This is a genomic window from Halegenticoccus soli (assembly GCF_002844195.1).
Taxonomy (GTDB): Archaea; Halobacteriota; Halobacteria; order Halobacteriales; family Haloferacaceae; genus Halegenticoccus; species Halegenticoccus soli.
Genome location: NZ_PEND01000001.1, coordinates 902381 through 925969 on the forward strand (window position 1 = coordinate 902381; position 23589 = coordinate 925969).

The window sequence follows — 23589 nt, forward strand, 5'->3', positions numbered from 1 at the left end:
TCCTCAGTCCACCGTCGCGCTCGACGCGCGGTCGAGGTAGTACACCGCGATTGAGGCGAACGCGAGGTCGAGCGCGAGGAGGACGGCGAGCGAGGGCAGGATCGTCTCCCAGGCCCAGCCGTCGAGAACCAGCGCCCGCGCGGCGTCGACGCCGTACGTGATCGGGTTGACGCCGCTTATCGCCCGGATCCACCCCGGCAGGATCTCGACCGGGAGGAACGCCGAGCTGACGAACAAAAGCGGGAGCTGGAGGACGTTCGCGGCGATGATCGTCGCCTCGCTGTTCCGCGTCTTGATGGCGACGACGTTCGAGAAGGCCGTGAACCACACGGAGAAGACGATGGCGATGCCGACGATGGCGATCGCGCCGGGAAGGCCGGTGGCGATGCGCGCGCCGAGCAGCGTCCCGAGGCCGAGGATGAGCGTCGCCTGCACCGAGATCCGAAGCACCTCCGACAGCGTCTTGCCGGCGAAGACGCCGACCCGGCTCATCGGCGAGACGAGCACCTTCTCGAACATCCCGTCCTCGATGTCCTGGACGAGCCCGATGCCGGAGGTCGCGGCGGCGACGAGCGCCACCTGGATCACGATCGCCGGCATCAGGAAGCTCACGTAGTCGACGCCCCCGCCGCCGATCGCGCCGGTCGCGACCTGGCCGAACACCTCGGTGAAGAGCACGAGGAAGATCACCGGGTTGAGCAGCGAGACGACGAGCACGAACGGGTTCCTGACCGCCTTCAGGTTCCACCGCTTGAAGTTGGTCCACACGTCGCCGAGGAACCCGTTTCCGGGTGCGGACCCTCGCGGCGACGCGACGGCGCTCCGGAGACGACCGGCGTCGCCGATTCCGGCCTCTCCGTCCCGTCTGTTCTCTCTGCCCTCGCCGCGCTTTCCGTTCTCTCCGCCCTCTCCGTCGCCTCCGCGGCTCATCGGCCCCTCCCCCGCGAGTCACCCTCGGCCTCCGGCTCCGCGGTCTCGGGCTCCGCCTCCCCCGTGACGGCGAGGAACACGTCGTCGAGCGTCGGGGAGCGGACGTTGAATCCGGTGACGACGACGCCCGCGTCCCGGAGCGCGACGAGGAGGTCCGTGCCGAACCGCTTCGCCTCCGCCGAGGTGACGCTCAGGCCCGACTCGGTGGCGACGACGGCGGCGTTCCCGTCGAACAGCCCGGACCGTCGGGCGATCTCCGCCGCGCGGTCGGCGTCCGCGGACGCGGCCGGATCCAGTTCGATCTCCAGGACGTCGCCGCCGACCCGCCGCTTCAGCTCCTCAGGCGACCCCGACGCGACGATCTCGCCGTTCAGGATGACCGAGATCTCCGAGCACAGCGCGTCCGCCTCCGCCAGGTACTGCGTCGTGAGGAAGACGGTCGTCCCCCGCGCGTTTATCTCGCGGAAGTACTCCCAGAGGCGGTTCCGCGCCTTCGGGTCGAGGCCGGTGGTCGGCTCGTCGAGGAAGACGATCGGCGGGCGGTGGACGAGGGCGGTCGCCACGTCCAGGCGCTTTTTCATCCCGCCGGAGAACGCCTTCGCGGGCTTGCCGCCCGCGTCGGCGAGGTCGACCAGGTCGAGCAGGTCGTCGATCCGCGAGCGCCGCTCCGCCCGCGGCACCCCGTAGGCCTCGCACGCGAACTTCACGTTCTCCCGCGCGGTGAGTTCGGGGTCGACGCTCGTCTCCTGGGCCATGTAGCCGATCGACCGTCTGACCGCCCGGGGGTTCGCGACGGCGTCGAATCCGTTCACCGCGACCCGGCCGCCGGTCGGGCGAAGCAGCGTCGCGAGGGCCTTGATCGTCGTTGTCTTGCCCGCGCCGTTGGGGCCGAGAAAGCCGAAGAACGCCCCCTCGGGGACCGTGAGATCGACGCCGCGGACCGCCTCCGTGCCGTCCGCGTAGGTGAGTTCGAGCCCCGTCGCGTCTATCGCGTTCACGCCGTATCCAGGGGCTGGGACGCAATAACGGCTCGCTGCGCGAGTTCGAAGTTACCAGGCGAGGCGGAAGTCGCTCCGGGACCCGAGGCCCCACCCGGAATCGACCGTTCCTCTCGAACCCTCTCGGTGGACGGCTTATCCCCCGGCGGGTCGTAGAGGTACCGATGAGACTCACGATCTTCGGCGCGAGCGGCCGGACGGGCCGCGCGCTCGTCGAACAGGCGCTCGCCGCCGGCCACCACGTGACGGCGTTCGTCCGGGATCCCGCGGCGTTCGACGCCGAACGCGAGCGACTCGCCGTCGTCCGGGGCGACGTGCTCGACCCCGACGCGGTCGATCGGGCGGTCGACGGGGCTGACGCGGTGCTCAGCGCGCTCGGGCACGCGAAGGGGTCGCCGAACGACGTGCTCGCGGTCGCGGCGGACAACGTCGTCGAAGCGATGGAGGAACGCGGCGTTCCGCGGCTGATCGTCCTCTCGGGCGCGGCGGTGCGCACGAACAAGGGCCCCTCGTCGCTCGGCGGTCGGGCGATGACGGGGCTGATGAAGCTCGTCCCCGGCGACCTGCTGGCGGATTCGAAGCGGTACGTCCGGCGGGTCGCCGACAGCGACCTGGAGTGGGTCGTCGTCCGCGCCCCGCGGCTCACCGACGGCGAACACACGGGCGACTACCGCGTCGGCTACCTGAAGCTCGGGCCGCGCGCGACGGTGTCCCGCGCCGACGCGGCCGACTTCATGCTCGGACAGATCCGAAGCGACGAGTGGGTCGGCGAGATGCCGATGGTCGCGCGCTGAGATGACCGGGAGACGCGTACTCGTGATCGGCGCGACCGGGTGACCGCGGACGCGGAGCGCGCGCTCGGCCGGCCGCCGACCTCGTTGCGCGCCTTCGCCGCCGACTACCGCGAGACGTGGATCTCCGGGCGGGACGGGCGGAGCCGCGATCGGTGCGACGACCGGTGACGCGGGGGTTACCGGGGCTTCATGCGGATCGCGTGCGCAGCAGTACCATGGCCGACCGGTGTCCCTACCTGGAGTATCGCCGCGAGAGCGGGGGAAAGCGATTCGAGACGGAGCGGGCGTACTGCACCGCCGCCGAGGCGTTCGTCCAGCCGATGCGGGCGGACGTCTGCAACGATCGGTACGGCCTGGGCCACGCGACCGACTGCGAGATCTTCCTCGAAGCCGAAGCGGGGACCGACGCGGGACGGGACTGACCCGATGGCCTACGACGACTACCTCGACGGGAAGCCGGTGATCGTCACCGCCGCGCTCACCGGCGGCGTTCACGGCAAGGAGGCGCACCCGAACCTCCCCGAGACGCCGGCGGAGATCGGCGACGCCGCGGCCGCCTGCGAGGCCGCGGGGGCGAGCATCGTCCACCTCCACGCCCGTCGGGACAACGGCGAGCGGGCGTTCGACGCCGAACGGTTCCAGGCGGTGACCGACGCGGTCCGCGAGCGGGCGGACGACGTGATCGTCCAGCACTCGACCGGCGGGACCGGCGTCCCGACCGACCTCCGGGCCCAGCCCCTCCGGACCGATCCGGCCCCCGAGACGGCGTCGCTCGACATGGGGCCGCTGAACCGGTACGACCGGCTGACGAGCGAGAACACGCGGGCGACGGTCCGGACCCTGCGCGGCGAGATGCGCGAGCGGGGTATCAAACCCGAGCTGGAGGTGTTCAACGACGGCCACCTGAACGAGGCGCTCCGGATCGTCGACGACCTGGCGGAGCCGCCGTACCTCAACCTCATCTTCGGGCCGGGAACGCTGTCGCTTCCGCACCCTCGATCCCTCCTGACCCTCGTCGAGTCGCTCCCGGCCGGCGCGGAGTTCAACGTCCTCGGGTTCGGCCGGCACCAGCTCCCGCTGACGACGCTGTCCGTGCTCCTCGGGGGGCACGTCCGCGTGGGCCTGGAGGACAACCTCTACTACCGACGGGGCGAACTGGCCGAGAGCAACGCGCAGCTGGTCGAGCGCGCGGTTCGGATCGCCGAGACGCTCGGACGGCCGGTCGCGTCGCCGGCGGAGGCGCGAGAGATCATCAAAATCTGACACGGATTCCGGCGAGCCGGCCCGACCCGCCCGTTTCGTAAGCCGGATCCGCAGTCGGAAACCCGCGCGGGCGGCGTTTTCGTGACGCTTAAGTAGGCAACCTGTGTTAGATCGAATGCGTACACTGTAGGGGCGACGGGTCCCGAGTCCGGAAGGGCGACGATGTGCAAGCAGTGTTGCGGTAGCCAAGCCTGGCCCAAGGCGCTGGGTTGCTAACTCAGTGGCGTCAAGCCTCCGGGGTTCGAATCCCCGCCGCAACGCTTTCACACCATTCAGCCATGAGTTCAGAAGAACCACAGGACGGCTCGCCGGAGGAGGACGAGGACCTCCGCTACTTCGTCCGCATCGGGACGACGGACCTCGATGGGACGAAGTCGGTCGAGCGCAGTCTCACAGACATGAAGGGTATCGGCAAGCGCACGGCGCGCATCGTTGCCGACACCGCGGGCGTGGACCGAACCGCGACGTTCGGTCGCCTCTCCGACGAGGAGATCGACGCCGTCGTCGACGTCGTCGAGAACCTCGACGACCACGCCCCGGAGTGGCTCATCAACCGCCGGAACGACTTCTACACCGGCGACACGAGCCACGAGATCGGCAGCGACCTCGAACAGACGCGCCGGCAGGACATAAACCGGATGCAGATGATCAACTCCTACAAGGGCGTCCGACACAAGCGCGGCCAGAAGGTCCGCGGGCAGCGCACGAAGTCCACCGGGCGCAGCGAGGGGACCATCGGCGTCAACGTCGAGGCGATCAAGGAGGAGGCCGCCGAGGGCGGTGAGGACGAATGACGACGGGGCACAACACCAAGTTCTACGAGACCCCGAACCACCCCTTCCAGGGCGAGCGCATCGCCCAGGAGGCGGATCTCCTCGACCGCTACGGCCTCAAGAACAAGGAGGAGCTGTGGCGCGCGCAGTCGCAGCTGCGCAACTTCCGCCGCGAGGCCCGACGCCTGCTCGGGAACGCCCAGGGGGACACCGAGGCCGCGGCGGCCGCCGGCGCGGACTTCCTCGCCAAGCTGCGGCGCATCGGCATCCTCGACGAGGACGACGACATCAGCGAGATCCTGTCGCTCGACGTGACGGACCTGCTGGAGCGCCGCCTCCAGACCGTCGCCTACCGGAAGGGGCTGGCGAACACGCCCAAACAGGCGCGCCAGTTCATCACCCACGGGCACGTCACCGTCGACGGCGCCCGGGTGACAGTCCCGTCGAAGAAGGTCGAGGTAGACGAGGAGAACACCGTGAGCTTCGACGAGAACAGCCCGCTCGCGGACGAACTGCACCCCGAACGCGCGGAGGCGCAGGAGTAACCACCAATGAGCGAATCCGAAGACGGAAAGTGGGGAATCGCCCACGTCCACGCATCGTTCAACAACACGCTCATCACGGTCACGGACCAGACCGGCGCCGAGACGATCGCGAAGTCCTCCGGCGGGTCGGTCGTCAAGCAGAACCGTGACGAGGCGTCGCCGTACGCGGCGATGCAGATGGCGGACTCGATCGCGGAGGAAGTGAAGGCCGCCGGCATCACGGGGCTGCACGTCCGCGTCCGCGGGCCGGGCGGCAACGGCAACAAGAGTCCGGGGCCGGGCGCGCAGGCGACGATCCGCGCGCTGGCCCGCGCCGGCATCGAGATCGGCCGCATCGAGGACGTGACGCCGATCCCGCACGACGGGACCCGCGCCCCCAAGAACAAGCGACTGTAGACCATGGCGGAAGAATTCGACGTCGAGTTCATCGAACGCGGCGACCGGAGCGCCCGCTTTCTCGTCCGGGGGCTGACCCCGGCGTTCGCCAACGGCATCCGGCGGGCGATGATCGCCGACGTGCCGACGCTGTCGATCGACACCGTCCGGTTCATCGAGAACACGTCGGTGATGTTCGACGAGATGATCGCGCTGCGGCTGGGGCTCATCCCCCTGACGACGCCCCTCGACGACTTCGAGGTGGGCGAGACGGTCACGCTCGCGCTCGATGTCGAAGGGCCGGCCACGGCGTACTCCGGCGACATCCAGTCGTCGGTCCCGGAGGTCCAGCCCGCCGACGAGAACGTCCCCATCATCGAGCTAAAACAGGGACAGCGCCTCGAGTTCGAGGCCGACGCGGTGCTCGACTCCGGAAAGACCCACGCCAAACACCAGGGCGGGGTCGCGGTCGGCTACCGCCACCTCCAGCGGGTCGAAGTCGTCGGCGACGCCGGCGAGTTCGAAGAGCAGGAACCGAACATCCTCCGCGGGGTCATCGAGACCGAGGACGGCGAACTCGTCAACGCGGACGAGTTCGGCAACGACCTCACGCAGCGATACCCCGGCAAGGAGGTCGAAGTGCACGACGTGCCCGGCGCGTTCGTCTTCCACGTGGAGACGGACGGGTCGTTCAGCGTCGACGAACTGGTCCTGCGCGCGATCGAGTCGCTCGATCTGCGCGCGGCGGAACTGGAAGAGAAAGTACGCGTCTGAACCGCACCCATGACCCCTTCACCGACCCTCCGACGTTCGCCCGCGCCGCGAGCGGCGGTGCCCGGCTTCGGCCGGGCGGCCGCCCCGCGAACGCCGGCGAGAGCTGGCGCGGCGGCCGTCGATCGCGGTCGGACCGAAAGTGGTTTGAAGGGGCGGGCGGTACAGCAACGTGCGTGCAGGGATAGCCAAGTTTGGCCAACGGCGCAGCGTTCAGGGCGCTGTCTCATAGGAGTCCGCAGGTTCAAATCCTGCTCCCTGCACTCCCTTTTTCAGGAGGTCACATCATGAGTAAGACGAATCCGAGACTCAACAGTCTCATCGCCGAGCTGAAGGCGGCCTCGCGCGAGTCCGGTGCCGGCGTCTGGCAGGACGTAGCGAACCGCCTCGAAAAGCCCCGGCGCACCCACGCGGAAGTCAACCTCGGCCGTATCGAACGGTACGCCAGGGAGGACGAAACCGTGATCGTCCCCGGCAAGGTGCTGGGGAGCGGTGTGCTGCAGAAGAACGTCACCGTCGCCGCCGTCGACTTCTCCGAGACCGCTCGGAAGAAGATCGAGCAGGTCGGCGAGGTGGTGGCGCTGGAACAGCTAGCCGAACAGAATCCCGACGGATCGAACGTGCGGGTGATTCGATGAGCCTGGCCGAATTCGACGCGGACGTCGTCGTCGACGCCCGCGACTGCATCATGGGTCGCGTCGCGAGCGAGGTCGCCCAGCGCGCGCTCGACGGCGAGCGCGTGGCGGTCATCAACGCCGAGCGGGCGGTCATCACGGGGAGCGATGACGACGTGATGGGCGTCTACCGCAAGCGCGCGGAGCTCGGGTCGGACCGGGGGCCGTACTACCCGAAGCGTCCGGACGGCATCTTCAAGCGCGCCGTCCGCGGGATGCTCCCGTACAAGACGCCCCGCGGGCGCGAGGCGTTCGAGAACGTCCGCGTCTACGTCGGCAACCCGTTCGACGAGGACGGCGAAGTGCTCGAGGGGACGTCGCTGGATCGGCTGTCGAGCATCAGGTTCCTCTCCCTCGGGGAGATCAGCGAGAAACTGGGTGCTAACGTCACATGGTAACCAACACGAGCGGCAAGAAAAAGACGGCCGTCGCCCGCGCCACCGTTCGCGACGGGGCCGGCCGCATCCGAATCAACTCCCAGCCGGTCGAGCTGGTCGAACCGGAGCTGTCGCGGCTGAAGATGCTGGAGCCGTTCCGCATCGCCGGCGACGACCTGCGCGACAAGGTCGACGTCGACGTGCGCGTCGACGGCGGCGGCTTCAGCGGTCAGGCCGACGCGGCCCGGACGGCCATCGCCCGCGGGCTGGTGCAGCACCTCAACGACGCGGAGCTCCGCGACGCGTACATGGAGTTCGACCGGTCGCTGCTCGTCAACGACGTGCGGCAGTCCGAGCCGAAGAAGTGGGGCGGCCCCGGCGCCCGCGCGCGGTACCAGAAGTCCTACCGCTGAGGTGATCCAGTCATGATGATTCCCGTCCGGTGTTTCACCTGCGGCAACGTGGTCGCGGAGCACTGGGAGGAGTTCAAAGCGCGCGCCCGAGACGGCGACGAGGACCCGGAGGCGGTGCTCGACGACCTCGGCGTCAACCGCTACTGCTGCCGCCGGATGATGGTGTCGCACAAGGACCTCGTCGACGTGGTGTCCCCCTACCAGTGAGATGATCGGGCAACGCTACAACCGCTACGAGAAGGCACGGATCCTCGGGGCGCGGGCCCTGCAGGTGTCCTACGGCGCGCCGGTGCTGATCGAGACGGATCAGACGGAGCCGATACTCATCGCCGCGGAGGAGTACGACGCCGGCGTCCTGCCGTTCACGGTCAAACGGGAGAGCAAACGACAGAGATGACGCTCATCAGTTCAGTTTCGTTGCGACGGATCCTCGACTCGCGGGGGAACCCCACGGTCGAGGCGGACGTGCTCACGGAGTCGGGCGGTTTCGGCCGCGCGGCGGCGCCGAGCGGCGCCAGCACCGGCGAGTACGAGGCGATCGAACTTCCGCCGAGCGAGGCGATCGCGGCGGCCCGCAAGCACGCCATCCCGCGCCTCGTCGACGAGGCGTACGCCGGCGACCAGCGCGAGGTCGACAACGCGCTCCGCGCGGCGGACGGGACGGCCAACTTCTCCGAGATCGGCGCCAACAGCGCGGTCGCGATCTCGATGGCCGCCGCGAAGGCCGGCGCCGACGTGCTCGGTGCGCCGCTGTACCAGCACCTCGGCGGCGCGTTCCGCGGCGGCAACTTCCTGGTCCCGCTCGGCAACGTCATCGGCGGCGGCGAGCACGCGAAGGAGGCGACCCACATCCAGGAGTTCCTCGCGGCCCCCGTCGGCGCGCCGAGCGTCGCCGAGGCGGTGTTCGCCAACGCCGACGTGCACGCGAAAGTCGCCGACATCCTCGACGAGCGGGGCGTCCCCGCGGCGAAGGGCGACGAGGGCGCCTGGGCGCCGTCGATCGACGACGCCGAGGCGTTCGAGATCGTGGACGAGGCGGTCGAGGCCGCGAGCGACGACCGCGGCTTCGAGATCCGGTTCGGCCTCGACATGGCCGGCGCCGAACTGTACGACGCCGACGCCGGCGTCTACCGCTACGGCGACGAGACGAAGTCGCCCGACGAGCAGATCGACTACGTCGCCGGCCTGGTCGACGAGTACGACCTCGCGTACGTCGAGGACCCCCTCGACGAGGACGACTACGACGGCTTCGCGGAGCTGACCGACAGGGTGGGCGAAAAGACGCTCGTCTGCGGCGACGACCTGTTCGTCACGAACGTCGAGCGCCTGGTGGAGGGCATCGAGACGGGCGCGGCGAACAGCATCCTGATCAAGCCGAACCAGATCGGCACGCTCTCGGACGCCTTCGACGCGGTCGAGCTCGCGACCCGGAACGGCTACGACGCGGTCATCTCCCACCGATCGGGGGAGACCGAAGACACGACGATCGCACACCTCGCCGTGGCGACCGGCGCGCCCTTCATCAAGACGGGCACGGTCGGCGGCGAGCGAACCGCCAAACTCAACGAACTCATCCGCATCGCGGAGGACGCAGTATGAGCGAAAACGACAACGAAGCACTCGAAACCGCGGAGGAGGAGCTCGACACGGAGCCGACCGGCGAGGCCGGCGCGGATCCGGATGTCGACCCCGACATCGACGCGGAAGACGACCTGCCCGCGGAGGGGGCCGAGGAGGCCGACGCGGGCGACGAAGAGACACAGACCGAAGACCCGGCCGAGGGCGACGACCAGCCGATGCTCGACGAGGACGTCATGCCCGACGAGGAGGCCGACCTCCTCATCCCCGTCGAGGACTACCTCGGCGCTGGGGTCCACATCGGGACCCAGCAGAAGACGAAGGACATGGAGCGGTTCATCCACCGCGTCCGCGACGACGGGCTGTACGTCCTCGACGTGAGCCAGACGGACACGCGCATCCGCACCGCGGCGGACTTCCTGTCCAACTACGATCCCGAGCAGGTCCTGGTCACGTCCTCGCGGCAGTACGGGCGCTTCCCGGCGAAGAAGTTCGCCGACGCCATCGGGGCGCGCGCCCGGACCGGCCGGTTCATCCCGGGGACGCTCACCAACCCGAAGTACAAGGGGTACATCGAGCCCGACGTGGTGGTCGTCACCGACCCCATCGGCGACTCGCAGGCCGTCAAGGAGGCCATCACGGTCGGCATCCCGGTCATCGCGATGTGCGACTCGAACAACCAGACCAGCAACGTCGACCTCGTCATCCCGACGAACAACAAGGGTCGGCGCGCGCTGTCGGTCGTCTACTGGCTGCTCGCCAACGAGACGCTCGACCGCCGCGGCGCGGACACGGTGTACGCCCTCGACGACTTCGAGGAAGGCATCTGAGAGGCCGATTCGACGGTTCGACGTTCGCGTTCCGTTTTCTCGCTCCCGCCCCGGCGAGCGGTCGCGCTCTCGCTCCCGCCGGCGGACCGCTCCCGCGGATCGCCCAGTACGACTAACCGGCTCCGGAACGCCAATCGCACTATGCCCCTGACAGAGGCCGACTGGAACCGGGCCGAACCGCGCGAGAGCTTCGTCACGCTCGTGTACGAGGTGTTCGAGAGCCGCGCGCCGGAGGCGTACTCGGCCGAGGAGCTGTTCGACGAGATGGACACGTCCCGCTTCGGCTCCGACGCCGAGGACGTGGCGGGGCAGTTCGACCTCGCGCTCGAACTGCTGGTCTACGAGGGGAAGCTCGAAAAGCGCGTCCGCGTCGACGACGGGGACGAGACGACGTTCTACCGGGCGCGCTGAGGCGGTTCTTCGGGCGTCGAGGCGGCTCTTTCGCCGTCGAGCGGACCTTCCGCCGGGACGGACCTCCCGGCGTTCGAGTCGGGGCTTCCGGCGGTCGACTGCCGGGAGGTCCGGTTCGACCGGTCCCGGCTCGACCGCGGCCGCTCGGGTCGTTTCGCATACCCTTAAGCGACCGCTCCCGTTCCTTTCGGACATGACCGTTTCGAGCGCCCCCGGCAAGGTCTACCTCTTCGGGGAGCACGCCGTCGTCTACGGGGAGCCGGCCGTCCCCTGCGCCATCGAGCGGCGGGCGACCGTCACCGTCGAACCGCGCGAGGACGACCACGTCCGCGTCGAGGCGGAGGATCTCTCCATCGACGGCTTCACCGTCGAGTACAGCGGCGACGCCGGCGGCCGCCCCGACGTCGACGTGCCGACGCCGCTCGTCGATGCCGCGATGGGCTACATCGACGCCGCGGTCGACCAGGCGCGCGACGCGCTGGGGATGCCGGACGCCGGGTTCGACATCACGGTGGAGAGCGACATCCCGCTCGGAGCCGGGCTCGGCTCCTCCGCCGCGGTCGTCGTCGCCGGCATCGACGCCGCCACCCGGGCGCACGGCGACCCGCTCGACCCGCGGGAGATCGCGGACCGCGCCTTCCGGGCGGAGTACGAGGTGCAGGACGGGCAGGCCTCGCGGGCGGACACGTTCTGCTCGGCGATGGGCGGGGCGGTCCGCGTCGAGGGGGACGACTGCCGGACCATCGACGCGCCGAACCTCCCGTTCGTCGTCGGCTTCGACGGCGGCGCGGGGGAGACCGGCGAACTCGTCGCCGGCGTCCGCGCACTCCGGGAGCGGTACGGCTTCGCCGCGCGCACCGTCGAGACCGTCGGCGACGTCGTCCGCGAGGGCGAGCGCCTCCTGACCGACGCCGACCCGGACGAGGACGCGAGCGATGACCTGCTGTCGGAACTCGGCCGCCTCATGAACTTCAACCACGGCCTGCTGGAGGCGCTCGGCGTCTCCTCGCGCTCGCTCGACAACATGGTGTGGGCCGCGCGGATGGCGGACGCCTACGGCGCGAAGCTGACCGGCGCGGGCGGCGGCGGCTGCATCGTCGCGCTCGACCCGACGGCGGAGACGGAGACGGCCCTGCGCTTCACGCCTGGCTGCGAGGACGCCTTCCGCGCCGAGCTGGCCGACGAGGGCGTGCGGGCGGAGGACGACCGAGCGGCCCGTCGCCGCGAGGATGAGGGCGAGGAGCGCTGAGGATGGTCGTCGTCCTCAAGCTCGGCGGCAGCCTGATCACCGAGAAGGACCGCCGCGAGACGGTCGACGAGGGGGCGCTGGGGGCGGCGGTCGACGCGATAGCCGGGTCGGGCGTCGACGACCTCGTGGTCGTCCACGGCGGCGGGAGCTTCGGCCACTACCACGCCGAGAAGTACGGCGTGAGCACCGACGCGGGGACGCGTGACGCCGCGGCCGCGACGGCCGTCCACGCCGCGATGAAGCGGCTCAACGACGCCGTCGTCTCCCGGCTCCATGACGCCGGCGTCCCCGCGCTTCCCGTCCACCCGTTCTCGCTCTGCGCCCGCGACGGGGCGGGCGACCTGACGCTCCCCCTCGACGGCGTGGAGGCGATGCTCGCGGAGGGGTTCGTCCCCGTGCTCCACGGCGACGGCGTCGTCCACGCCGGGAAGGGCGTGACCGTCCTGAGCGGCGACGAGCTGGTCGTGCGGCTGGCGGCGGGGCTGGACGCCGACCGCGTCGGCCTCTGTTCGACCGTGCCGGGCGTCTACGACGCCGACGGGGAGGTGATCCCCGAGATCCGCGCGTTCGCGGACGCGGCGGACGCCCTCGGCGGGAGCGACGCGACCGACGTGACCGGCGGCATGGCCGGGAAGGTGCGGTCGCTCCTCGAACTGGGCGCGCCGGCGCACGTGTTCGGACCCGAGGGGCTGGAGGCGTTCCTGGCGGGCGAGTCGCCGGGGACGCGGATCCGCGGCTGAGGCGGCTACCCGATCCGTTCTACGTCCGTCCGCGTTCGCTCGTCCTCGACGTTTCCGGTGTTCCGCGTCCCGACGGGTTCGAAGAGCAGTATCTCCGCCTCCTTCTCAGCCACCGGCCGGTGTTCGACGCCGCGCGGCACGACGACGAATTCGCCCGCCGTCAGCACCACGTCCGGTTCGTCGCGGAGCTCGATCCGCAGTTCGCCCGACCGGACCAGAAACAGCTCGTCGGCGTCGTCGTGGCGGTGCCAGACGAACTCGCCTTCGACCTTGGCGAGTTTGACCGCCTGACCGTTGAGTTCGCCCGCGAGACGCGGCGACCAGCGCTCGTCGAACGACGCGAACGCCTCGTCGAGATTCACCTTCTCCATGAATCCACGGCGGTCGGCGGCGGTCTTCCGCCTTTCGACGGTCCGGTTCGTGATCTCGGCTCGATCCGGTCCGTCACCCCCGCTCGTCGACCCCGCTGCGCGCCCGCACGACGCTCCGAACGGCGTCCGCCTTGACGAGCAGGAACGCGGCGAGGATGGCGAGGAATCCGAAGACCGCCCCGGGCGTGAGCGTCTCGCCGAGGACGAGCCAGCCGAACAGCGCCGCGAAGGGCGGGATGGCGTACTCGATCAGCCCCGCCTGGATCGGGCCGACCCGGTCGAGCAGCCGGAAGTACGCGAAAAAGCCCACCGCGCCGGGCACGAGCGCGAGGTACGCGAGCCAGGCCAGCGCCGCCGGCGTCGCCTCGACGGCGGCGATCGACTCGCCCGAGAGGGCGAGCGCGGCGAGGTGCAACAGCGCCGCGCCGACGAGAAGCGTCCACGCCTGGAGCGAGATCGGCGGGAGGGCGGCCCCGTCCTCGCGGGTGAGCACCGCGCCGAGCACCCACGCGACCGCCGAGGCGAGCACGAGGCCGACGCCGACGTTCGCCGACAGGTCGGCGGGATCCGGGTTCGCGATGAGCGCCACGCCGACGAAGCCCGCGACGATGCCCGCCGCGGCCGTCGGCGAGAGCCGCTCGTCCGGTCGGAGGACGCGCGCGACCGCGGGGGTCAACACCGGGACGAGGCCGAGCAGCGTCGCCGCGACGGCGCTCGCGACGTACTGCTGGCCGGCGAAGAGCAGCGCGTGGTGCGCGCCGATGTTGAACGCGCCGCCCGCGATGACGGGCGCCCAGTCGCCGCGGCCCCGCGGACGCCACCGCCTCCCGGTCGCGGCGACGACGGCGAAGAGGGCCGCGGCGGCGACGTCGAACCGGAAGGCAGCCAGGACGACCGGGGGGAACGACGCGAGCGCCGCCTTCGTGGCGACGAACGCGGTTCCCCAGACGGCGGCGAGTCCGACGAACAGCAGTCCGTTCCGACGGTTCACCCCGGAGGGTACAGACTCCCGCTACTCAGGTATTTCGAAGCGCAGCCCGTCGCGGGCGAACCGGACGTCGCCGTCGAAACCGGCGCGCTCGATCGCGTCCAGCATCTCCCGGTGCTTGCCCTCCGTGTGGGGGTAGAGGTGCGTGAGGTACACCTGATCGATGTCGCGGCCGGCGAGGGCCTCGCCCAGCTGGGTCGGCGTCGGGTGGTTGGACACGTCCACCTCGTCGGGGAACGAGCAGTCGTGGGCGAGTACGCGAGATCCGTCGGCGAAGTTCGCGAGCCCCTCGAACGCCTCGGTGTCGCCGCTGAACGCGAACCGATCGCCGAACCGGTACGCGAGACACCGCATCGAGTGGCGCGTCTCCCGCGCGGCCACGTCGAAGCCGGCGACGTCTATCGCCTCGTCTCGCCCCGTCTCGCCGATCTCCCGGATCCGGAGGTCGATCCGGTCCCGGAGGTAGTCGTGGACGTCGAGGAGGCCGTCGAGGAGCGCCTTCGTCCCCGCGGGGCCGACGACTTCGAGGTGCTCCTCGCCGGCGAGCCAGCGCGCCTTGAGCAGCGGGAGGAGGTCCGAGACGTGATCGAGGTGGTGGTGGGTGAGGAGCACCGTCGAGACGCCCTCGTAGCCGACGTCGGTGCGGGCGAGTCGGTGGAGTGCGCCGCTCCCGCAGTCGACGAGCAGCGGTCCCACGCCTTCGCCGCCGTCGACCGTCCCGCTCTCCAGGAGGATGCCGGTCTGCACGCGGTCGGGGGTCGGCATCGCGCTGCCGGTGCCGAGAAAGGTGACGTGCATGGTGGCGACTGTGGCCCGCAGGCGCAAGGGCGTTCGGGTCGACACGACCGCGCGTCAGACGTTCGTCCGGCGCGGACGGTCCGCGAACATAACCCACTTACGCGCTCGGACCGACACCACACTAATGAGGAGACGGGAACTGCTGGCCGCCGCAGGCGTCGATTTCGACCCCGAGTCGGCGACCATCGAGGACGAGGGGGTGCTCGACCTCCTCGAACCGTCCGTGGCGGAGTGGTGGGTGGAGCAGTTCGACGAGTACGTTCCCGGCAACGGCGGCTTCTTCACCCCGCCGCAGCGGGAGGCGATCCCGCTCATCCACGAGCGGACGAACGCGCTCATCTGCGCGCCGACGGGGTCGGGGAAGACGCTCGCCAGCTTCTGTGCGATCATCAACGAGCTGTTCCGCCGGGACCGCGAGCGGCCCGAGGGGCTCGAAAACTCCGTCTACTGCCTCTACGTCTCCCCCCTGAAGTCGCTCGCCAACGACATCCACCGCAACCTGGAGGTGCCGCTCGACGGGATCGCGGAGAAGCTCGGCGAGCGCGGCGAGGAGGTCGAACTCAGACACGCCATCCGCCACGGCGACACGGACAGCGCGGCGCGCCAGCGGATGCTCGGCGAGACGCCACACATCCTCAACACGACGCCGGAGACGCTCGCCATCCTGCTCAACTCGCCGAAATTCCGCGAGAAGCTCCGCACCGTCGAGTACGTCGTCGTCGACGAGATCCACAGCCTCGCGGAGAACAAGCGGGGGACGCACCTCGCGGTCAGCCTCGAACGCCTGGAGAACCTGACCGAGGAGCCGCCGACCCGAATCGGCTGTTCGGCGACCGTCGAACCGCTCTCGACGATGGCGGAGTTCCTCGTCGGGCGTGACGCCCGCGGCGACCCCCGGCCGTACGAGATCGTCGACACCCGGTTCGTCCGCGACTTCGACGTCCGGCTGGAGTGCCCCACGGACGACCTCATCCACACGCCCGTGGAGGTCGTTCAGGGTCGCTTCTACGACCGGCTGCACGAGCTGATCCGGTCGCACACCAACACGCTCGTGTTCACCAACACCCGGTCGGGGGCCGAGCGCGTCCTGCACAACCTCCGCGAGCGGTTCCCCGACGCCTACGACGAGTCGAACTCCGGGTGCCACCACGGGAGCCTCTCGAAGGAGCGCCGCCAGGGGATCGAACGGCGGCTGAAGGCGGGCGACCTCGACGTGGTGACGTCCTCGACCAGCCTCGAACTCGGCATCGACATGCCGCACCTCGACCTGGTCGTGCAGGTCGGCTCGCCGAAGTCCGTCGCTGCGCTGCTCCAGCGGATCGGCCGGGCCGGCCACCGCCTCGGCGAGACCGTCGAGGGGCGGGTACTCGCGCTCGACCGCGACGAGCTCGTCGAGTGCGCGGTGATGCTGAAGAAGGCGGAGGAGGGGTTCGTCGACCGGGTGTTCGTGCCGGAGAACGCCTACGACGTGGCCGCCCAGCACGTCTACGGCATGGCCATCAACGGGGTTCGGCCGGAGTCGGAGATACGCGCGACGCTCCGGCGGGCCTACCCGTACCGCGACTTCTCCGACGAGCGGTTCGAGCGGCTGTTCCGCTACCTCACCGCGGACTACGAGGGGTTGGAGGAGAAGAACGTCTACGCGAAGGTGTGGCGGGACGAGAACGACCCGCCGGACGGCGAGTACCACTACGAGGAGTACGACGTGGGCGAACCGCTCGTCGGCAAGCGCGGCCGGATGGCGCGGGTCATCTACATGACGAACGTCGGCACCATCCCGGATTCGTTCACCTGCGACGTGTACACCCGCGGGGGGGACGAGTGGGTCGGAAATCTCGACGAGAGCTACCTCGACACGCTGGAGACGGGCGACGTGTTCGTCCTCGGCGGCGACCGCTTCGAGTTCCGCTACCGCCGGGGGACGAAGGTGTACGTCGACCGGACGAGCGCGCGGCCGACGGTGCCGTCGTGGTTCTCCGAGCGCCTGCCCCTCTCGTACGACCTGGGCCGGGAGATCCTGGCGTTCCAGCGCGACCTCCTCGATCGCCTCGAACGGGGCGGGCGACCCGCCGTCCGCGACTGGCTCCGGGGCTTCCCGATGGACGAGAACAGCGTCCGGGCGATCGCCCGGACGTTCGACGAGCAGGTCCGCTATGCCGGGGCCGAGAGCGTGAGCACCGCGGGCCGCATCGCCGTCGAGGAGGAACTGGACCGCGAGGCGTACCGCAGACACTACTACGTCCACTCGAACTACGGTCGGAAGTTCAACGACGGGCTCTCGCGGCTCGTCGCCTACCGGATCGCCCGCCGGGTGAACGCGAACGTGCAGGTCGCGGTGGCGGACAACGGCTTCACCGTCTCGATGCCGCTGAACCGCAAGGCGGACGTGGCGGGCATCCTCCGGAGCGTCGACCCCGAGGACGCGGCGGCGGACCTCCGCGCGGCGCTCGACGGGACCGACCTGCTGAAGCGGTACTTCCGGATCAACGCCACGCGCTCTCTCATGATCCTGAAGCGCTACAAGGGATACGAGAAGACGGCGGCGGAACAGCAGGTTTCGAGCGAGATGCTCCTGTCGTTCGCCCAGCGGCTCGACTCGTTCGCGGTCACGGAGGAGACCTACCGGGAAATCTTGGAGGACAAGCTGAACCTCGCCGGCATCCGGGAGGTCCTCTCGGGGATCCGGGACGGGGAGATCGCCGTGACGCACCGCGAGGTGGCGTCACCGTCGCCGCGCGCCTTCGGGCTGGCGACGCTCGCGGCGAGCGACGTGGTGCTCGCGGAGGACGAAAGCGCCGTCCTCAAGGAGTTCCACGAGCGCGTGGTCGCCCGGATCGGCGAGGAGAAGTCCCGTCCGGTGGTCGACACGACGGACTAGCGGCGAACCCGACGGAGCCGGCGCGGCGGACGGCGGACCGAACCGGTGTCGAACCCGCGGACTACGGTCTCCCGTCCGTTTCGTCGACCCCGTCGGCCGTCTCATCCGTTTCGCCCGTCGCGCCCTCGTCCTCCTCGCCTCCCTCGCCGGCCTCGTTCGATTCGCCCGTCTCTTCGCTCCCGTCCGCCCCGCCGACCGTGCCCCTTTCGTCCGCCCCCGCACCGCCCACGCCGTCACCCCCGTCGAGCGCCGCGTCGACGGTCATGCGGCCGAAGATCGCTCGGGGGTCGATCACCACGTCCGCGCCGGCCCGCCTGAGCTTGTCGGCGGAGCCGGCGACGGAGACGGCGACGATGCGGACCTCGGGGCTCACCTGGCGGGCGGTCAGCACCGCGAGCGCGTCCTCGGCCTCGTTCCACGTCGCCGCGACGACGGCGGCCGCCTCGCCGATCTGCACCCGTTCGAGCGTCTCCTCGTCCGTGGGGTCGGCGGTGAGCACGTCGACGTTCCGATCCGAGAGCCGCGCCGCGCGGTCCTCGTCGGGCGTGATCACGACGAACGTCGTCCGGTCCGCCAGCTCCTCCAGGACCGGCTTCGTCGGATCGTCGTACCCGAGCACGACGACGTGGTCTTCGAGCCGCGCGAGCCGCGCGTCCGTCATCCTGCCGAGCGTGTCGGAGAGCCGCCCCTCGATGGCGGGCGCGAACAGCGTCCCGACGGCGACGCCGAGGCTGGCCGGTCCGAGGACGACGAGCGACAGCGCGAAGAGCCGCGCCGGTTCGCTCTGGGGCGTGACGTCGCCGTAGCCGACGGTGCTCGCCGTCACGAGCGTGAAGTAGAAGGCGTCGAAGAGGGTTTCGAGGCCGGAGAACTCCCGCCGGATCGCGTACGAGCCGACCGTTCCGTACGCCAACACCCCGACGACGGCGGTCAGCACCGCCGCCTGGCTCTGCGAGAGCGACAGCCGGCGGTCGAACCGTCCCCGGTTCGAGAGGAGGGCGACGAACGCGGCGACGGAGAGGAGGACGAGCGGCGCCGAGTAGGGGCTCGACTGCGCGAGGCCGTGGGCGGCCGAGAAGAGCGCGAGCGCGGCCGCCGCGACGGCGGCGACCCTGAAACCGCGTCGGAGGCCGTACGCGGCCAAGAGGAGGAAGAATCCGAGCACGGTGCCGCTGAAGGCCGCGGTGTTCCGGATCCACTCCGGGACGACAGCGCCGAGGGGGCCGACCCCCGCGCCGGTGGCGATGGCGGCGATGCCGGTGGCGATCGACGCGAGTCCGGTCGCGATGACCAGCCACACCGTGGTTCGCTTGCCCGGCCGGTACTGACGCGAGCGCGTGGCCATGTCGTTCTCACGGCGGCCGGGGGAATAAATCCGGGTTCGGTTCGCAGCGCGCGCGGCGGTCGCGCCGACGACGGAGACGTCGGCCGGCAGGGCGCGTGGGGGCCGCGGCGTGCCGATCGAGGTGTCGCGCTCAGATCTCGTACACGACGACGTCGGCGTAGCGGCCGTAGATGCCCCCGAGGACGTACCCGTACACCCAGTGCGCGAGCAGGGTCACGGCGGCGAAGACCGCGAGTTCGGGGTCGATCTGCCCCGCGTAGAGGTCGGTGAGGTCCCCGCGGTAGAAGCCGAAGACGAACCCGACCCAGACGATGGTGGCGTACGAGACGCCGCGCCACGCGAGCGACCCGCCGGGGAGAAACGCCGCGAGCGAGATGAAGAGCAGCGGGAGCGCCGTCATCCCGCCCAGCACGAAGACGAGCGCGCCGATCGGGAAGTTCGGCCCCAGGCCGAAGATCGACGCGAACCCGGCGAACGCGTCCGTGCTGAGCACGCCGAGCGCCCAGGCGACGGCCAGAACCGGCGTCATGGCGATGGTTCCGGCGAGACCGGCGCCCATCGCCGCGACGATCTCCCTCGCGCCGATGCCGGAGTCCTCCGTCTCGGTCGCGACCGCGTCGATGGAGTCACTGCCCATACGCGCACGTGGGGGCCGGACGCGGAAAAGTATTCGCGCCGATCAGCGGATACGGCCCCCGAATCGGCCGAAATCGTCCGGCTTCTGGATATTGGCACCGGGCGAGTGGTACGGTTCGGGAACCCCCGCCGGTCGTTCCCCTACCGCCGCGCCCAGTCGAGCAGTCGCGCGTAGAAGGGATCGGAGCCGAGCGCCGCGGCGTCGCCGACGAGGACGAGCGCCTTCTTCGCGCGCGTCAGCGCGACGTTCACCCGACGGGTGTCCTCGAAGATCGGCCCGTCGAGGTCGCCGGTCGCCACGAACGAGACGACGATCACCTCCCTGCTGGACCCCTGGAAGCGGTCGACGGTGTCGACCGTCACGTCGACCCGGCGGCCGATCTCCGCCACCTGCGCGCGGAACGGCGCGATGACGCCGACGTCGTCCGGACCGACGCCCGCGTCGAGGAACGACGCGACGATCTCGGCGACCCGCTCGGCCTCGGCGGGGTTGGTGTTGCCCTCGCGTCGGCCGTCGGGGTCGACGAAGCACACCGGATCGCGGAGTTCGGCCGGCAGGGCGTCGACGTCGACGCCGGCCAGGTTGTCCAGCCGCTGCGCCGCGACCTCGCCGGTCGCCGGTCGGAGCGCGCCGTCGTAGAACTCCGCCGACGAGAACGCCTGGATGCGCTGGGCCATCCGGTACTGGCGGTCCAAGAGGACCGAGGCGTCCGGGTACGTCTCGACGAGCCGCTCGAACAGCGACCGCCGGAGGTCGTTCTCGGCTCTGACGACCGGCGGAAGCTGCTGGTGGTCGCCGACGAGGACGAACCGGTCCGCGAGGTTGATCGCCGCGAGCGTCCCCGGTTCGGTCAGCTGGGACGCCTCGTCGACGAGCGCCACGTCGAACGACTGCTCGCGGAGGACGCGAGACCCGCAGGCGGCGGTGGTCGCGGCCACGACGGGCGCGTTCGACAGCGCCGCCGCGCGCTCGTCCGGGTCGCCCCGCCGCTCCAGTCGGAGGTCGAGCATGTCCTCGCGGACGCCGGACTCGGTGCCGACGCGGACGGCCCCCTCGAACCCCTGCTCGCGGAGCGCTTCGAGGGCGTTGTCGACCGCGCGGTTCGTGAAGGCGGACAGCAGAACCCGGTCGCCCCGGTCGACGAGCGCCCGGACGATCCGGGCGATGGTGTACGTCTTTCCCGCCCCCGGCGGGCCGTGGATCAGCGCGCAGTCCTCGGCGTTCACCGCGAGGTTGACGGCGTCGTTCTGCGCCTCGTTGTTGTCGACGTAGGTGCGGCGCTCCCCGCCGAACTCCGGTTCCCGCCGCCCGAAGAGCACGTCCTTCCGCTCGGGATCGCCCTTCAGGAGGGCGTCGTGCAGCGCGGTGAGCATCCGGTCGACCGAGATCTCGGAGGGGTACACGTCGAGCCGGCGGAGCTCGACCGGTTCGTCCGCGGTGACGACGACTTCGGCGCCCAGCCGTTCGATCCTGACGAGTTCGGCGTGGCCGCTGACCGGGTCGCCGTCGCTGGCGAGGGCGACGTCGCCCTCGCGGAGCTTCGACACGGCGTCCCCCGGTTTGTGTGCGCGCAGCTCCCAGCGGCCGTCGCCGATCTCCCGCCGGCCGGCCGGTTCGAGGCCGACGAGCGCCCGGTCGTCGTCGGCGCGTTCCTCGGCCGTCTGCTCCCACAGCTTGCGGTACTCGCGGTGGGTTTCGCGGCGCTCCTCCTCGATCGCGCGGTACGTGCGGTCGAAGTACTCGCGCTCGTCCTCCGGGATGGGCCGGCCGATCTGCCCCGCCTTCGACTCCTGGTCGAGGCGGCCGGAGACGACCATGCAGGTGTCCTTCTCGAAGCAGTACTCGCAGCGGGCGTCGGCCTCGAAGCCCGTCGGGACGGACGAATCGAACTCCGTCGCCGCGATCTCGTTGCGCGCGCGGACGACGAACTCCAGGAGGCCCTTCCCGACCGAGAACTCCTTCGCCGGCGAGAGGTCGCCCGCCTCCTCGCTCCGATCGAGGGCGGTGTTCTTGGTGTACAGGAGCGTCCCCGTGTCGGCCGGGACGCCGCGCTCCGAGAGCATCAGCGCGTAGCACGCGGCCTGGATCTTGTCCTGAAAGCGCGGCTCGCGGTTCGTGTTCTTCCCGGTCTTGAGCTCGACCGGCATCCCCCGGCGGAGCGCGTCGGCGCGCCCCTTGACGCCGAAGGTGGGGCTGATGAGGGTGTACTCCGAGCGCCAGTCGTCCTCCTCGGTGAGGGTCCCCTGCGACAGCCACCCCTCGATGGCGGCGGCGTTCCGCCGAACCTCGTCCTCGACCTCGGTCGCGTCGCGGCCGAGCAGCCCGAGTTCCAGCCCCGCCTCGGCGACCCGCTCCTCGATTGACGAGTCGAGGTCCCGGCCGCGCAGGAGGTCGCCGAACACCTCGTGGACGATCGTCCCCTTGACGACGGGGTAGTTGAGCGGGACGCCCGAGAGCTTGTTCAGGTAGTACATCCGCGGGCACTGCACCCACGAGCGGATATCCGTCACGTCGACGAGGAAGCCGGGTTCGAGCACGACGTAGGAGTCCTTCGAGGTGGCGTAGCTGATCTCCCCCCGGTACTCGTCGGGTTCGGCGTCGGTGACGAGCAGTTCCATCCCCGGTTCCGCGTGCTCGGCGGTGTGGGTCCACTTGCCCCACAGCGTCACCGTCACCGCGTCGCCCCCGTCGAGCAGCTCCTCGGCGTTCTCGCCCGTCGGCCGGACCGCGACGTCGGCGATGTCGCGCTCGCCGTACCGCGTGCTCACCGTGCGAGGGCCGTCGACGTTCGCGATGGTGCCCCGAACGTTCACTGTCGGGTGTCAGTGCGGCCGGGTGAAAAACGCTGTCGGTGACGCCGGGACTGTCAGAAGTGCCGCCGCAGGTGATCGCGCGTCGCGGAGAGCGTACAGGGCGTGAGTCGCAGGCTGAGCCGCTCCGTGTTCTCGACGACCGCGGCGGCGTTCCGCGCGTGCGAACAGCGGTCGGACGGCGGGTCCTGCGTGACGGAGCCGTAGTACAGGAGCATCGGCGAGTTCGCGCGACCGCGGCGGTCGACGTACTGCGCGCCGTCGGCGTGCCGGCAGCCGAGGGCGTGTCCGACCTCGTGCATCACCGTCGCCTCCCAGGCGGTGACGCCGCCGCGAAGCTTGTTCGCGACGTTGCAGACGACCGTCGTCCGCCCGTCGGGGGCGTACCCGCCCGCGTCCGCGCTCGAAACCACGCGGCCGTTCAGGACGCAGGTGACGTCGGAGACCATGAGCAGGTGGACGCACCCCTCCTCGGCCGCCGCCGAGGATTCGGACAGCCAGCGCCGGAACCGCCGGCGGTTTTCCCCGCTCGAACGGGATCGATCGTAGCGCGGGTACGTCTCGCCGCTCTCTTCGAAAGAGAGCGCCAGACCGCCGTACCTGCGGTTGTACTGGTCGACGTACGCGCGGAGCGCGCGCTCCTCTTCGCCCGTCCCGAATCTGGTTCTCGGCGTTCGGAACGTCACGACGCGGAGTTCGTACTCCGGGTCCGCGATCGGGCCGCTCCAGGCCGCTCTCGGACCCGAGGCGCTCCCGGTCGCCCCGACGCTCAGCGCGGCCGCGAAGCCGCCGCCGACGAGCCGGAGCGCCGCCCGTCGAGACGCCGCGGCGACCGTCCCCGTTCGGGTTTCGCCCGTCTCCGTCCGGCTCTCGTCCGTCTCCGTCTGATTCTCGCCCGTCTCCGTCATCGAGTGTCGTCCGTCGGCGACGCCCGTTTCGACCGCCGGGCGGTCGCCGCGCGCGGACCGTCACCTCGTTCGCATACTCACCTTCGCGGCACATATATCATATCAATATTCTAATAATTTTAATAAGCGAACG

General features: G+C 70.4%; 28 protein-coding genes and 2 tRNA genes. 21 read left to right on the top strand and 9 right to left on the bottom strand.

From position 1 onward, the window contains the following. Positions 1–3: 3 nt before the first annotated feature. Both CNO20_RS04650 and CNO20_RS04655 read right to left on the bottom strand, forming a co-directional pair. On the bottom strand, positions 4–930 hold the full coding sequence (locus CNO20_RS04650; RefSeq protein WP_101294908.1) for an ABC transporter permease: 927 nt from the start codon (positions 928–930) through the stop codon (positions 4–6). Continuing rightward, positions 927–1928, bottom strand: coding sequence for an ATP-binding cassette domain-containing protein (locus tag CNO20_RS04655; RefSeq protein WP_101294910.1), 1002 nt, complete (start codon positions 1926–1928; stop codon positions 927–929). Before CNO20_RS04655 ends, CNO20_RS04650 begins: the two co-directional genes overlap by 4 nt. Positions 1929–2092: 164 nt before the next feature. Here CNO20_RS04655 and CNO20_RS04660 point away from each other — a divergent pair, with 164 nt between their 5' ends. The 20 genes from CNO20_RS04660 (at position 2093) to CNO20_RS04750 (ending at position 12721) form a co-directional block, all read left to right on the top strand. After that, a complete protein-coding gene (locus tag CNO20_RS04660) occupies positions 2093–2722 on the top strand; it encodes an NAD(P)-dependent oxidoreductase (RefSeq protein WP_101294912.1) in 630 nt (209 codons plus the stop codon). A 39-nt stretch (positions 2723–2761) separates the two neighbouring features. After that, a complete protein-coding gene (locus tag CNO20_RS24035; protein WP_269844117.1) occupies positions 2762–2890 on the top strand; it encodes a hypothetical protein in 129 nt (42 codons plus the stop codon). A gap of 47 nt (positions 2891–2937) precedes the next feature. Beyond that, positions 2938–3144, top strand: coding sequence for a hypothetical protein (locus CNO20_RS04665; RefSeq protein ID WP_101294914.1), 207 nt, complete (start codon positions 2938–2940; stop codon positions 3142–3144). Positions 3145–3148: 4 nt separating this feature from the next. Further along, a complete protein-coding gene (locus CNO20_RS04670) occupies positions 3149–3985 on the top strand; it encodes a beta-keto acid cleavage family enzyme (RefSeq protein ID WP_101294916.1) in 837 nt (278 codons plus the stop codon). Positions 3986–4160: 175 nt separating this feature from the next. Beyond that, positions 4161–4245: transfer RNA gene (locus CNO20_RS04675), tRNA-Ser, on the top strand. A gap of 18 nt (positions 4246–4263) precedes the next feature. Next, positions 4264–4779 (top strand): 30S ribosomal protein S13, encoded by a 516-nt coding sequence (locus CNO20_RS04680; RefSeq protein WP_101294918.1) that lies wholly within the window; start codon positions 4264–4266, stop codon positions 4777–4779. After that, positions 4776–5303: a 30S ribosomal protein S4 gene (locus CNO20_RS04685; protein ID WP_101294920.1), complete on the top strand. Its 528-nt coding sequence runs from the start codon at positions 4776–4778 to the stop codon at positions 5301–5303. Before CNO20_RS04680 ends, CNO20_RS04685 begins: the two co-directional genes overlap by 4 nt. A gap of 6 nt (positions 5304–5309) precedes the next feature. After that, entirely contained in the window at positions 5310–5699 is a 390-nt protein-coding gene (locus CNO20_RS04690; RefSeq protein WP_101294922.1) for a 30S ribosomal protein S11, read from the top strand. Positions 5700–5702: 3 nt separating this feature from the next. Continuing rightward, entirely contained in the window at positions 5703–6452 is a 750-nt protein-coding gene (locus CNO20_RS04695) for a DNA-directed RNA polymerase subunit D (RefSeq protein WP_101294924.1), read from the top strand. 175 nt (positions 6453–6627) lie between these two features. Beyond that, a tRNA-Leu gene (locus CNO20_RS04700) sits at positions 6628–6712 on the top strand. 24 nt (positions 6713–6736) lie between these two features. Beyond that, positions 6737–7087, top strand: coding sequence for a 50S ribosomal protein L18e (locus tag CNO20_RS04705; protein WP_101294925.1), 351 nt, complete (start codon positions 6737–6739; stop codon positions 7085–7087). Continuing rightward, positions 7084–7521, top strand: a complete 438-nt coding sequence (locus CNO20_RS04710) for a 50S ribosomal protein L13 (RefSeq protein WP_101294928.1) — start codon at positions 7084–7086, stop codon at positions 7519–7521. The genes CNO20_RS04705 and CNO20_RS04710 overlap by 4 nt, the downstream gene beginning before the upstream one ends. Beyond that, positions 7515–7913: a 30S ribosomal protein S9 gene (locus CNO20_RS04715; RefSeq protein WP_101294929.1), complete on the top strand. Its 399-nt coding sequence runs from the start codon at positions 7515–7517 to the stop codon at positions 7911–7913. Before CNO20_RS04710 ends, CNO20_RS04715 begins: the two co-directional genes overlap by 7 nt. A gap of 12 nt (positions 7914–7925) precedes the next feature. Continuing rightward, a complete protein-coding gene (locus tag CNO20_RS04720; protein ID WP_101294931.1) occupies positions 7926–8120 on the top strand; it encodes a DNA-directed RNA polymerase subunit N in 195 nt (64 codons plus the stop codon). Position 8121: 1 nt separating this feature from the next. After that, positions 8122–8310, top strand: coding sequence for a DNA-directed RNA polymerase subunit K (locus CNO20_RS04725; protein ID WP_101294932.1), 189 nt, complete (start codon positions 8122–8124; stop codon positions 8308–8310). Further along, on the top strand, positions 8307–9512 hold the full coding sequence (gene eno, locus CNO20_RS04730; protein WP_101294933.1) for a phosphopyruvate hydratase: 1206 nt from the start codon (positions 8307–8309) through the stop codon (positions 9510–9512). The genes CNO20_RS04725 and eno overlap by 4 nt, the downstream gene beginning before the upstream one ends. Continuing rightward, on the top strand, positions 9509–10321 hold the full coding sequence (rpsB, locus tag CNO20_RS04735; RefSeq protein ID WP_101294934.1) for a 30S ribosomal protein S2: 813 nt from the start codon (positions 9509–9511) through the stop codon (positions 10319–10321). The genes eno and rpsB overlap by 4 nt, the downstream gene beginning before the upstream one ends. Positions 10322–10462: 141 nt before the next feature. After that, positions 10463–10732 (top strand): hypothetical protein, encoded by a 270-nt coding sequence (locus CNO20_RS04740; protein ID WP_101294935.1) that lies wholly within the window; start codon positions 10463–10465, stop codon positions 10730–10732. 193 nt (positions 10733–10925) lie between these two features. Beyond that, positions 10926–11981, top strand: coding sequence for a mevalonate kinase (gene mvk / locus CNO20_RS04745; protein ID WP_101294936.1), 1056 nt, complete (start codon positions 10926–10928; stop codon positions 11979–11981). 2 nt (positions 11982–11983) lie between these two features. Then, entirely contained in the window at positions 11984–12721 is a 738-nt protein-coding gene (locus tag CNO20_RS04750) for an isopentenyl phosphate kinase (RefSeq protein WP_101294937.1), read from the top strand. A 5-nt stretch (positions 12722–12726) separates the two neighbouring features. Here CNO20_RS04750 and CNO20_RS04755 read toward each other — a convergent pair whose 3' ends face one another. The 3 genes from CNO20_RS04755 to CNO20_RS04765 form a co-directional block, all read right to left on the bottom strand. After that, positions 12727–13092 carry a cupin domain-containing protein gene (locus CNO20_RS04755; RefSeq protein ID WP_101294938.1) on the bottom strand — a complete coding sequence of 122 codons (366 nt, stop codon included), beginning with the start codon at positions 13090–13092 and terminating at the stop codon, positions 12727–12729. Positions 13093–13165: 73 nt separating this feature from the next. Next, positions 13166–14083: a DMT family transporter gene (locus tag CNO20_RS04760; RefSeq protein ID WP_101294939.1), complete on the bottom strand. Its 918-nt coding sequence runs from the start codon at positions 14081–14083 to the stop codon at positions 13166–13168. 21 nt (positions 14084–14104) lie between these two features. Further along, complete coding sequence (locus CNO20_RS04765; protein WP_101294940.1) at positions 14105–14878, bottom strand: MBL fold metallo-hydrolase; 774 nt, start codon at positions 14876–14878, stop codon at positions 14105–14107. Between the two features lie 124 nt (positions 14879–15002). On the opposite strand from CNO20_RS04765, the gene CNO20_RS04770 reads away from it, so the two are divergent. After that, a complete protein-coding gene (locus tag CNO20_RS04770; protein ID WP_101294941.1) occupies positions 15003–17756 on the top strand; it encodes an ATP-dependent helicase in 2754 nt (917 codons plus the stop codon). A 61-nt stretch (positions 17757–17817) separates the two neighbouring features. Here CNO20_RS04770 and CNO20_RS04775 read toward each other — a convergent pair whose 3' ends face one another. The 4 genes from CNO20_RS04775 to CNO20_RS04790 all read right to left on the bottom strand — a co-directional run bounded on the left by CNO20_RS04775 (position 17818) and on the right by CNO20_RS04790 (position 23456). Then, positions 17818–19101: an NAD-binding protein gene (locus CNO20_RS04775; protein ID WP_199174718.1), complete on the bottom strand. Its 1284-nt coding sequence runs from the start codon at positions 19099–19101 to the stop codon at positions 17818–17820. A 130-nt stretch (positions 19102–19231) separates the two neighbouring features. Beyond that, positions 19232–19738 carry a DUF6789 family protein gene (locus tag CNO20_RS04780; RefSeq protein WP_101294942.1) on the bottom strand — a complete coding sequence of 169 codons (507 nt, stop codon included), beginning with the start codon at positions 19736–19738 and terminating at the stop codon, positions 19232–19234. Between the two features lie 140 nt (positions 19739–19878). After that, positions 19879–22551 carry an AAA domain-containing protein gene (locus CNO20_RS04785; protein WP_101294943.1) on the bottom strand — a complete coding sequence of 891 codons (2673 nt, stop codon included), beginning with the start codon at positions 22549–22551 and terminating at the stop codon, positions 19879–19881. A gap of 53 nt (positions 22552–22604) precedes the next feature. Continuing rightward, the gene (locus tag CNO20_RS04790) at positions 22605–23456 is read right to left on the bottom strand and encodes a hypothetical protein (protein ID WP_101294944.1); all 852 of its coding nucleotides are present in this window, start codon (positions 23454–23456) and stop codon (positions 22605–22607) included. Between the last annotated feature and the right edge of the window lie 133 nt (positions 23457–23589).

What these genes read in the sequence shown, in the direction of transcription:
- mvk (WP_101294936.1), top strand. Translation starts at nt 10,926, where the DNA reads ATGACCGTTTCGAGCGCCCCCGGCAAGGTCTACCTCTTCGGGGAGCAC.
- CNO20_RS04665 (WP_101294914.1), top strand. Translation starts at nt 2,938, where the DNA reads ATGGCCGACCGGTGTCCCTACCTGGAGTATCGCCGCGAGAGCGGGGGA.
- CNO20_RS04755 (WP_101294938.1), bottom strand. Translation starts at nt 13,092, where the DNA reads ATGGAGAAGGTGAATCTCGACGAGGCGTTCGCGTCGTTCGACGAGCGC.
- CNO20_RS04680 (WP_101294918.1), top strand. Translation starts at nt 4,264, where the DNA reads ATGAGTTCAGAAGAACCACAGGACGGCTCGCCGGAGGAGGACGAGGAC.
- CNO20_RS04765 (WP_101294940.1), bottom strand. Translation starts at nt 14,878, where the DNA reads ATGCACGTCACCTTTCTCGGCACCGGCAGCGCGATGCCGACCCCCGAC.
- CNO20_RS04740 (WP_101294935.1), top strand. Translation starts at nt 10,463, where the DNA reads ATGCCCCTGACAGAGGCCGACTGGAACCGGGCCGAACCGCGCGAGAGC.
- CNO20_RS04720 (WP_101294931.1), top strand. Translation starts at nt 7,926, where the DNA reads ATGATGATTCCCGTCCGGTGTTTCACCTGCGGCAACGTGGTCGCGGAG.
- CNO20_RS04690 (WP_101294922.1), top strand. Translation starts at nt 5,310, where the DNA reads ATGAGCGAATCCGAAGACGGAAAGTGGGGAATCGCCCACGTCCACGCA.
- CNO20_RS04725 (WP_101294932.1), top strand. Translation starts at nt 8,122, where the DNA reads ATGATCGGGCAACGCTACAACCGCTACGAGAAGGCACGGATCCTCGGG.
- CNO20_RS04670 (WP_101294916.1), top strand. Translation starts at nt 3,149, where the DNA reads ATGGCCTACGACGACTACCTCGACGGGAAGCCGGTGATCGTCACCGCC.
- CNO20_RS04695 (WP_101294924.1), top strand. Translation starts at nt 5,703, where the DNA reads ATGGCGGAAGAATTCGACGTCGAGTTCATCGAACGCGGCGACCGGAGC.
- eno (WP_101294933.1), top strand. Translation starts at nt 8,307, where the DNA reads ATGACGCTCATCAGTTCAGTTTCGTTGCGACGGATCCTCGACTCGCGG.
- rpsB (WP_101294934.1), top strand. Translation starts at nt 9,509, where the DNA reads ATGAGCGAAAACGACAACGAAGCACTCGAAACCGCGGAGGAGGAGCTC.
- CNO20_RS04650 (WP_101294908.1), bottom strand. Translation starts at nt 930, where the DNA reads ATGAGCCGCGGAGGCGACGGAGAGGGCGGAGAGAACGGAAAGCGCGGC.
- CNO20_RS04705 (WP_101294925.1), top strand. Translation starts at nt 6,737, where the DNA reads ATGAGTAAGACGAATCCGAGACTCAACAGTCTCATCGCCGAGCTGAAG.
- CNO20_RS04775 (WP_199174718.1), bottom strand. Translation starts at nt 19,101, where the DNA reads ATGGCCACGCGCTCGCGTCAGTACCGGCCGGGCAAGCGAACCACGGTG.
- CNO20_RS04715 (WP_101294929.1), top strand. Translation starts at nt 7,515, where the DNA reads ATGGTAACCAACACGAGCGGCAAGAAAAAGACGGCCGTCGCCCGCGCC.
- CNO20_RS04660 (WP_101294912.1), top strand. Translation starts at nt 2,093, where the DNA reads ATGAGACTCACGATCTTCGGCGCGAGCGGCCGGACGGGCCGCGCGCTC.
- CNO20_RS04750 (WP_101294937.1), top strand. Translation starts at nt 11,984, where the DNA reads ATGGTCGTCGTCCTCAAGCTCGGCGGCAGCCTGATCACCGAGAAGGAC.
- CNO20_RS04685 (WP_101294920.1), top strand. Translation starts at nt 4,776, where the DNA reads ATGACGACGGGGCACAACACCAAGTTCTACGAGACCCCGAACCACCCC.
- CNO20_RS04780 (WP_101294942.1), bottom strand. Translation starts at nt 19,738, where the DNA reads ATGGGCAGTGACTCCATCGACGCGGTCGCGACCGAGACGGAGGACTCC.
- CNO20_RS04710 (WP_101294928.1), top strand. Translation starts at nt 7,084, where the DNA reads ATGAGCCTGGCCGAATTCGACGCGGACGTCGTCGTCGACGCCCGCGAC.
- CNO20_RS04790 (WP_101294944.1), bottom strand. Translation starts at nt 23,456, where the DNA reads ATGACGGAGACGGGCGAGAATCAGACGGAGACGGACGAGAGCCGGACG.
- CNO20_RS04770 (WP_101294941.1), top strand. Translation starts at nt 15,003, where the DNA reads ATGAGGAGACGGGAACTGCTGGCCGCCGCAGGCGTCGATTTCGACCCC.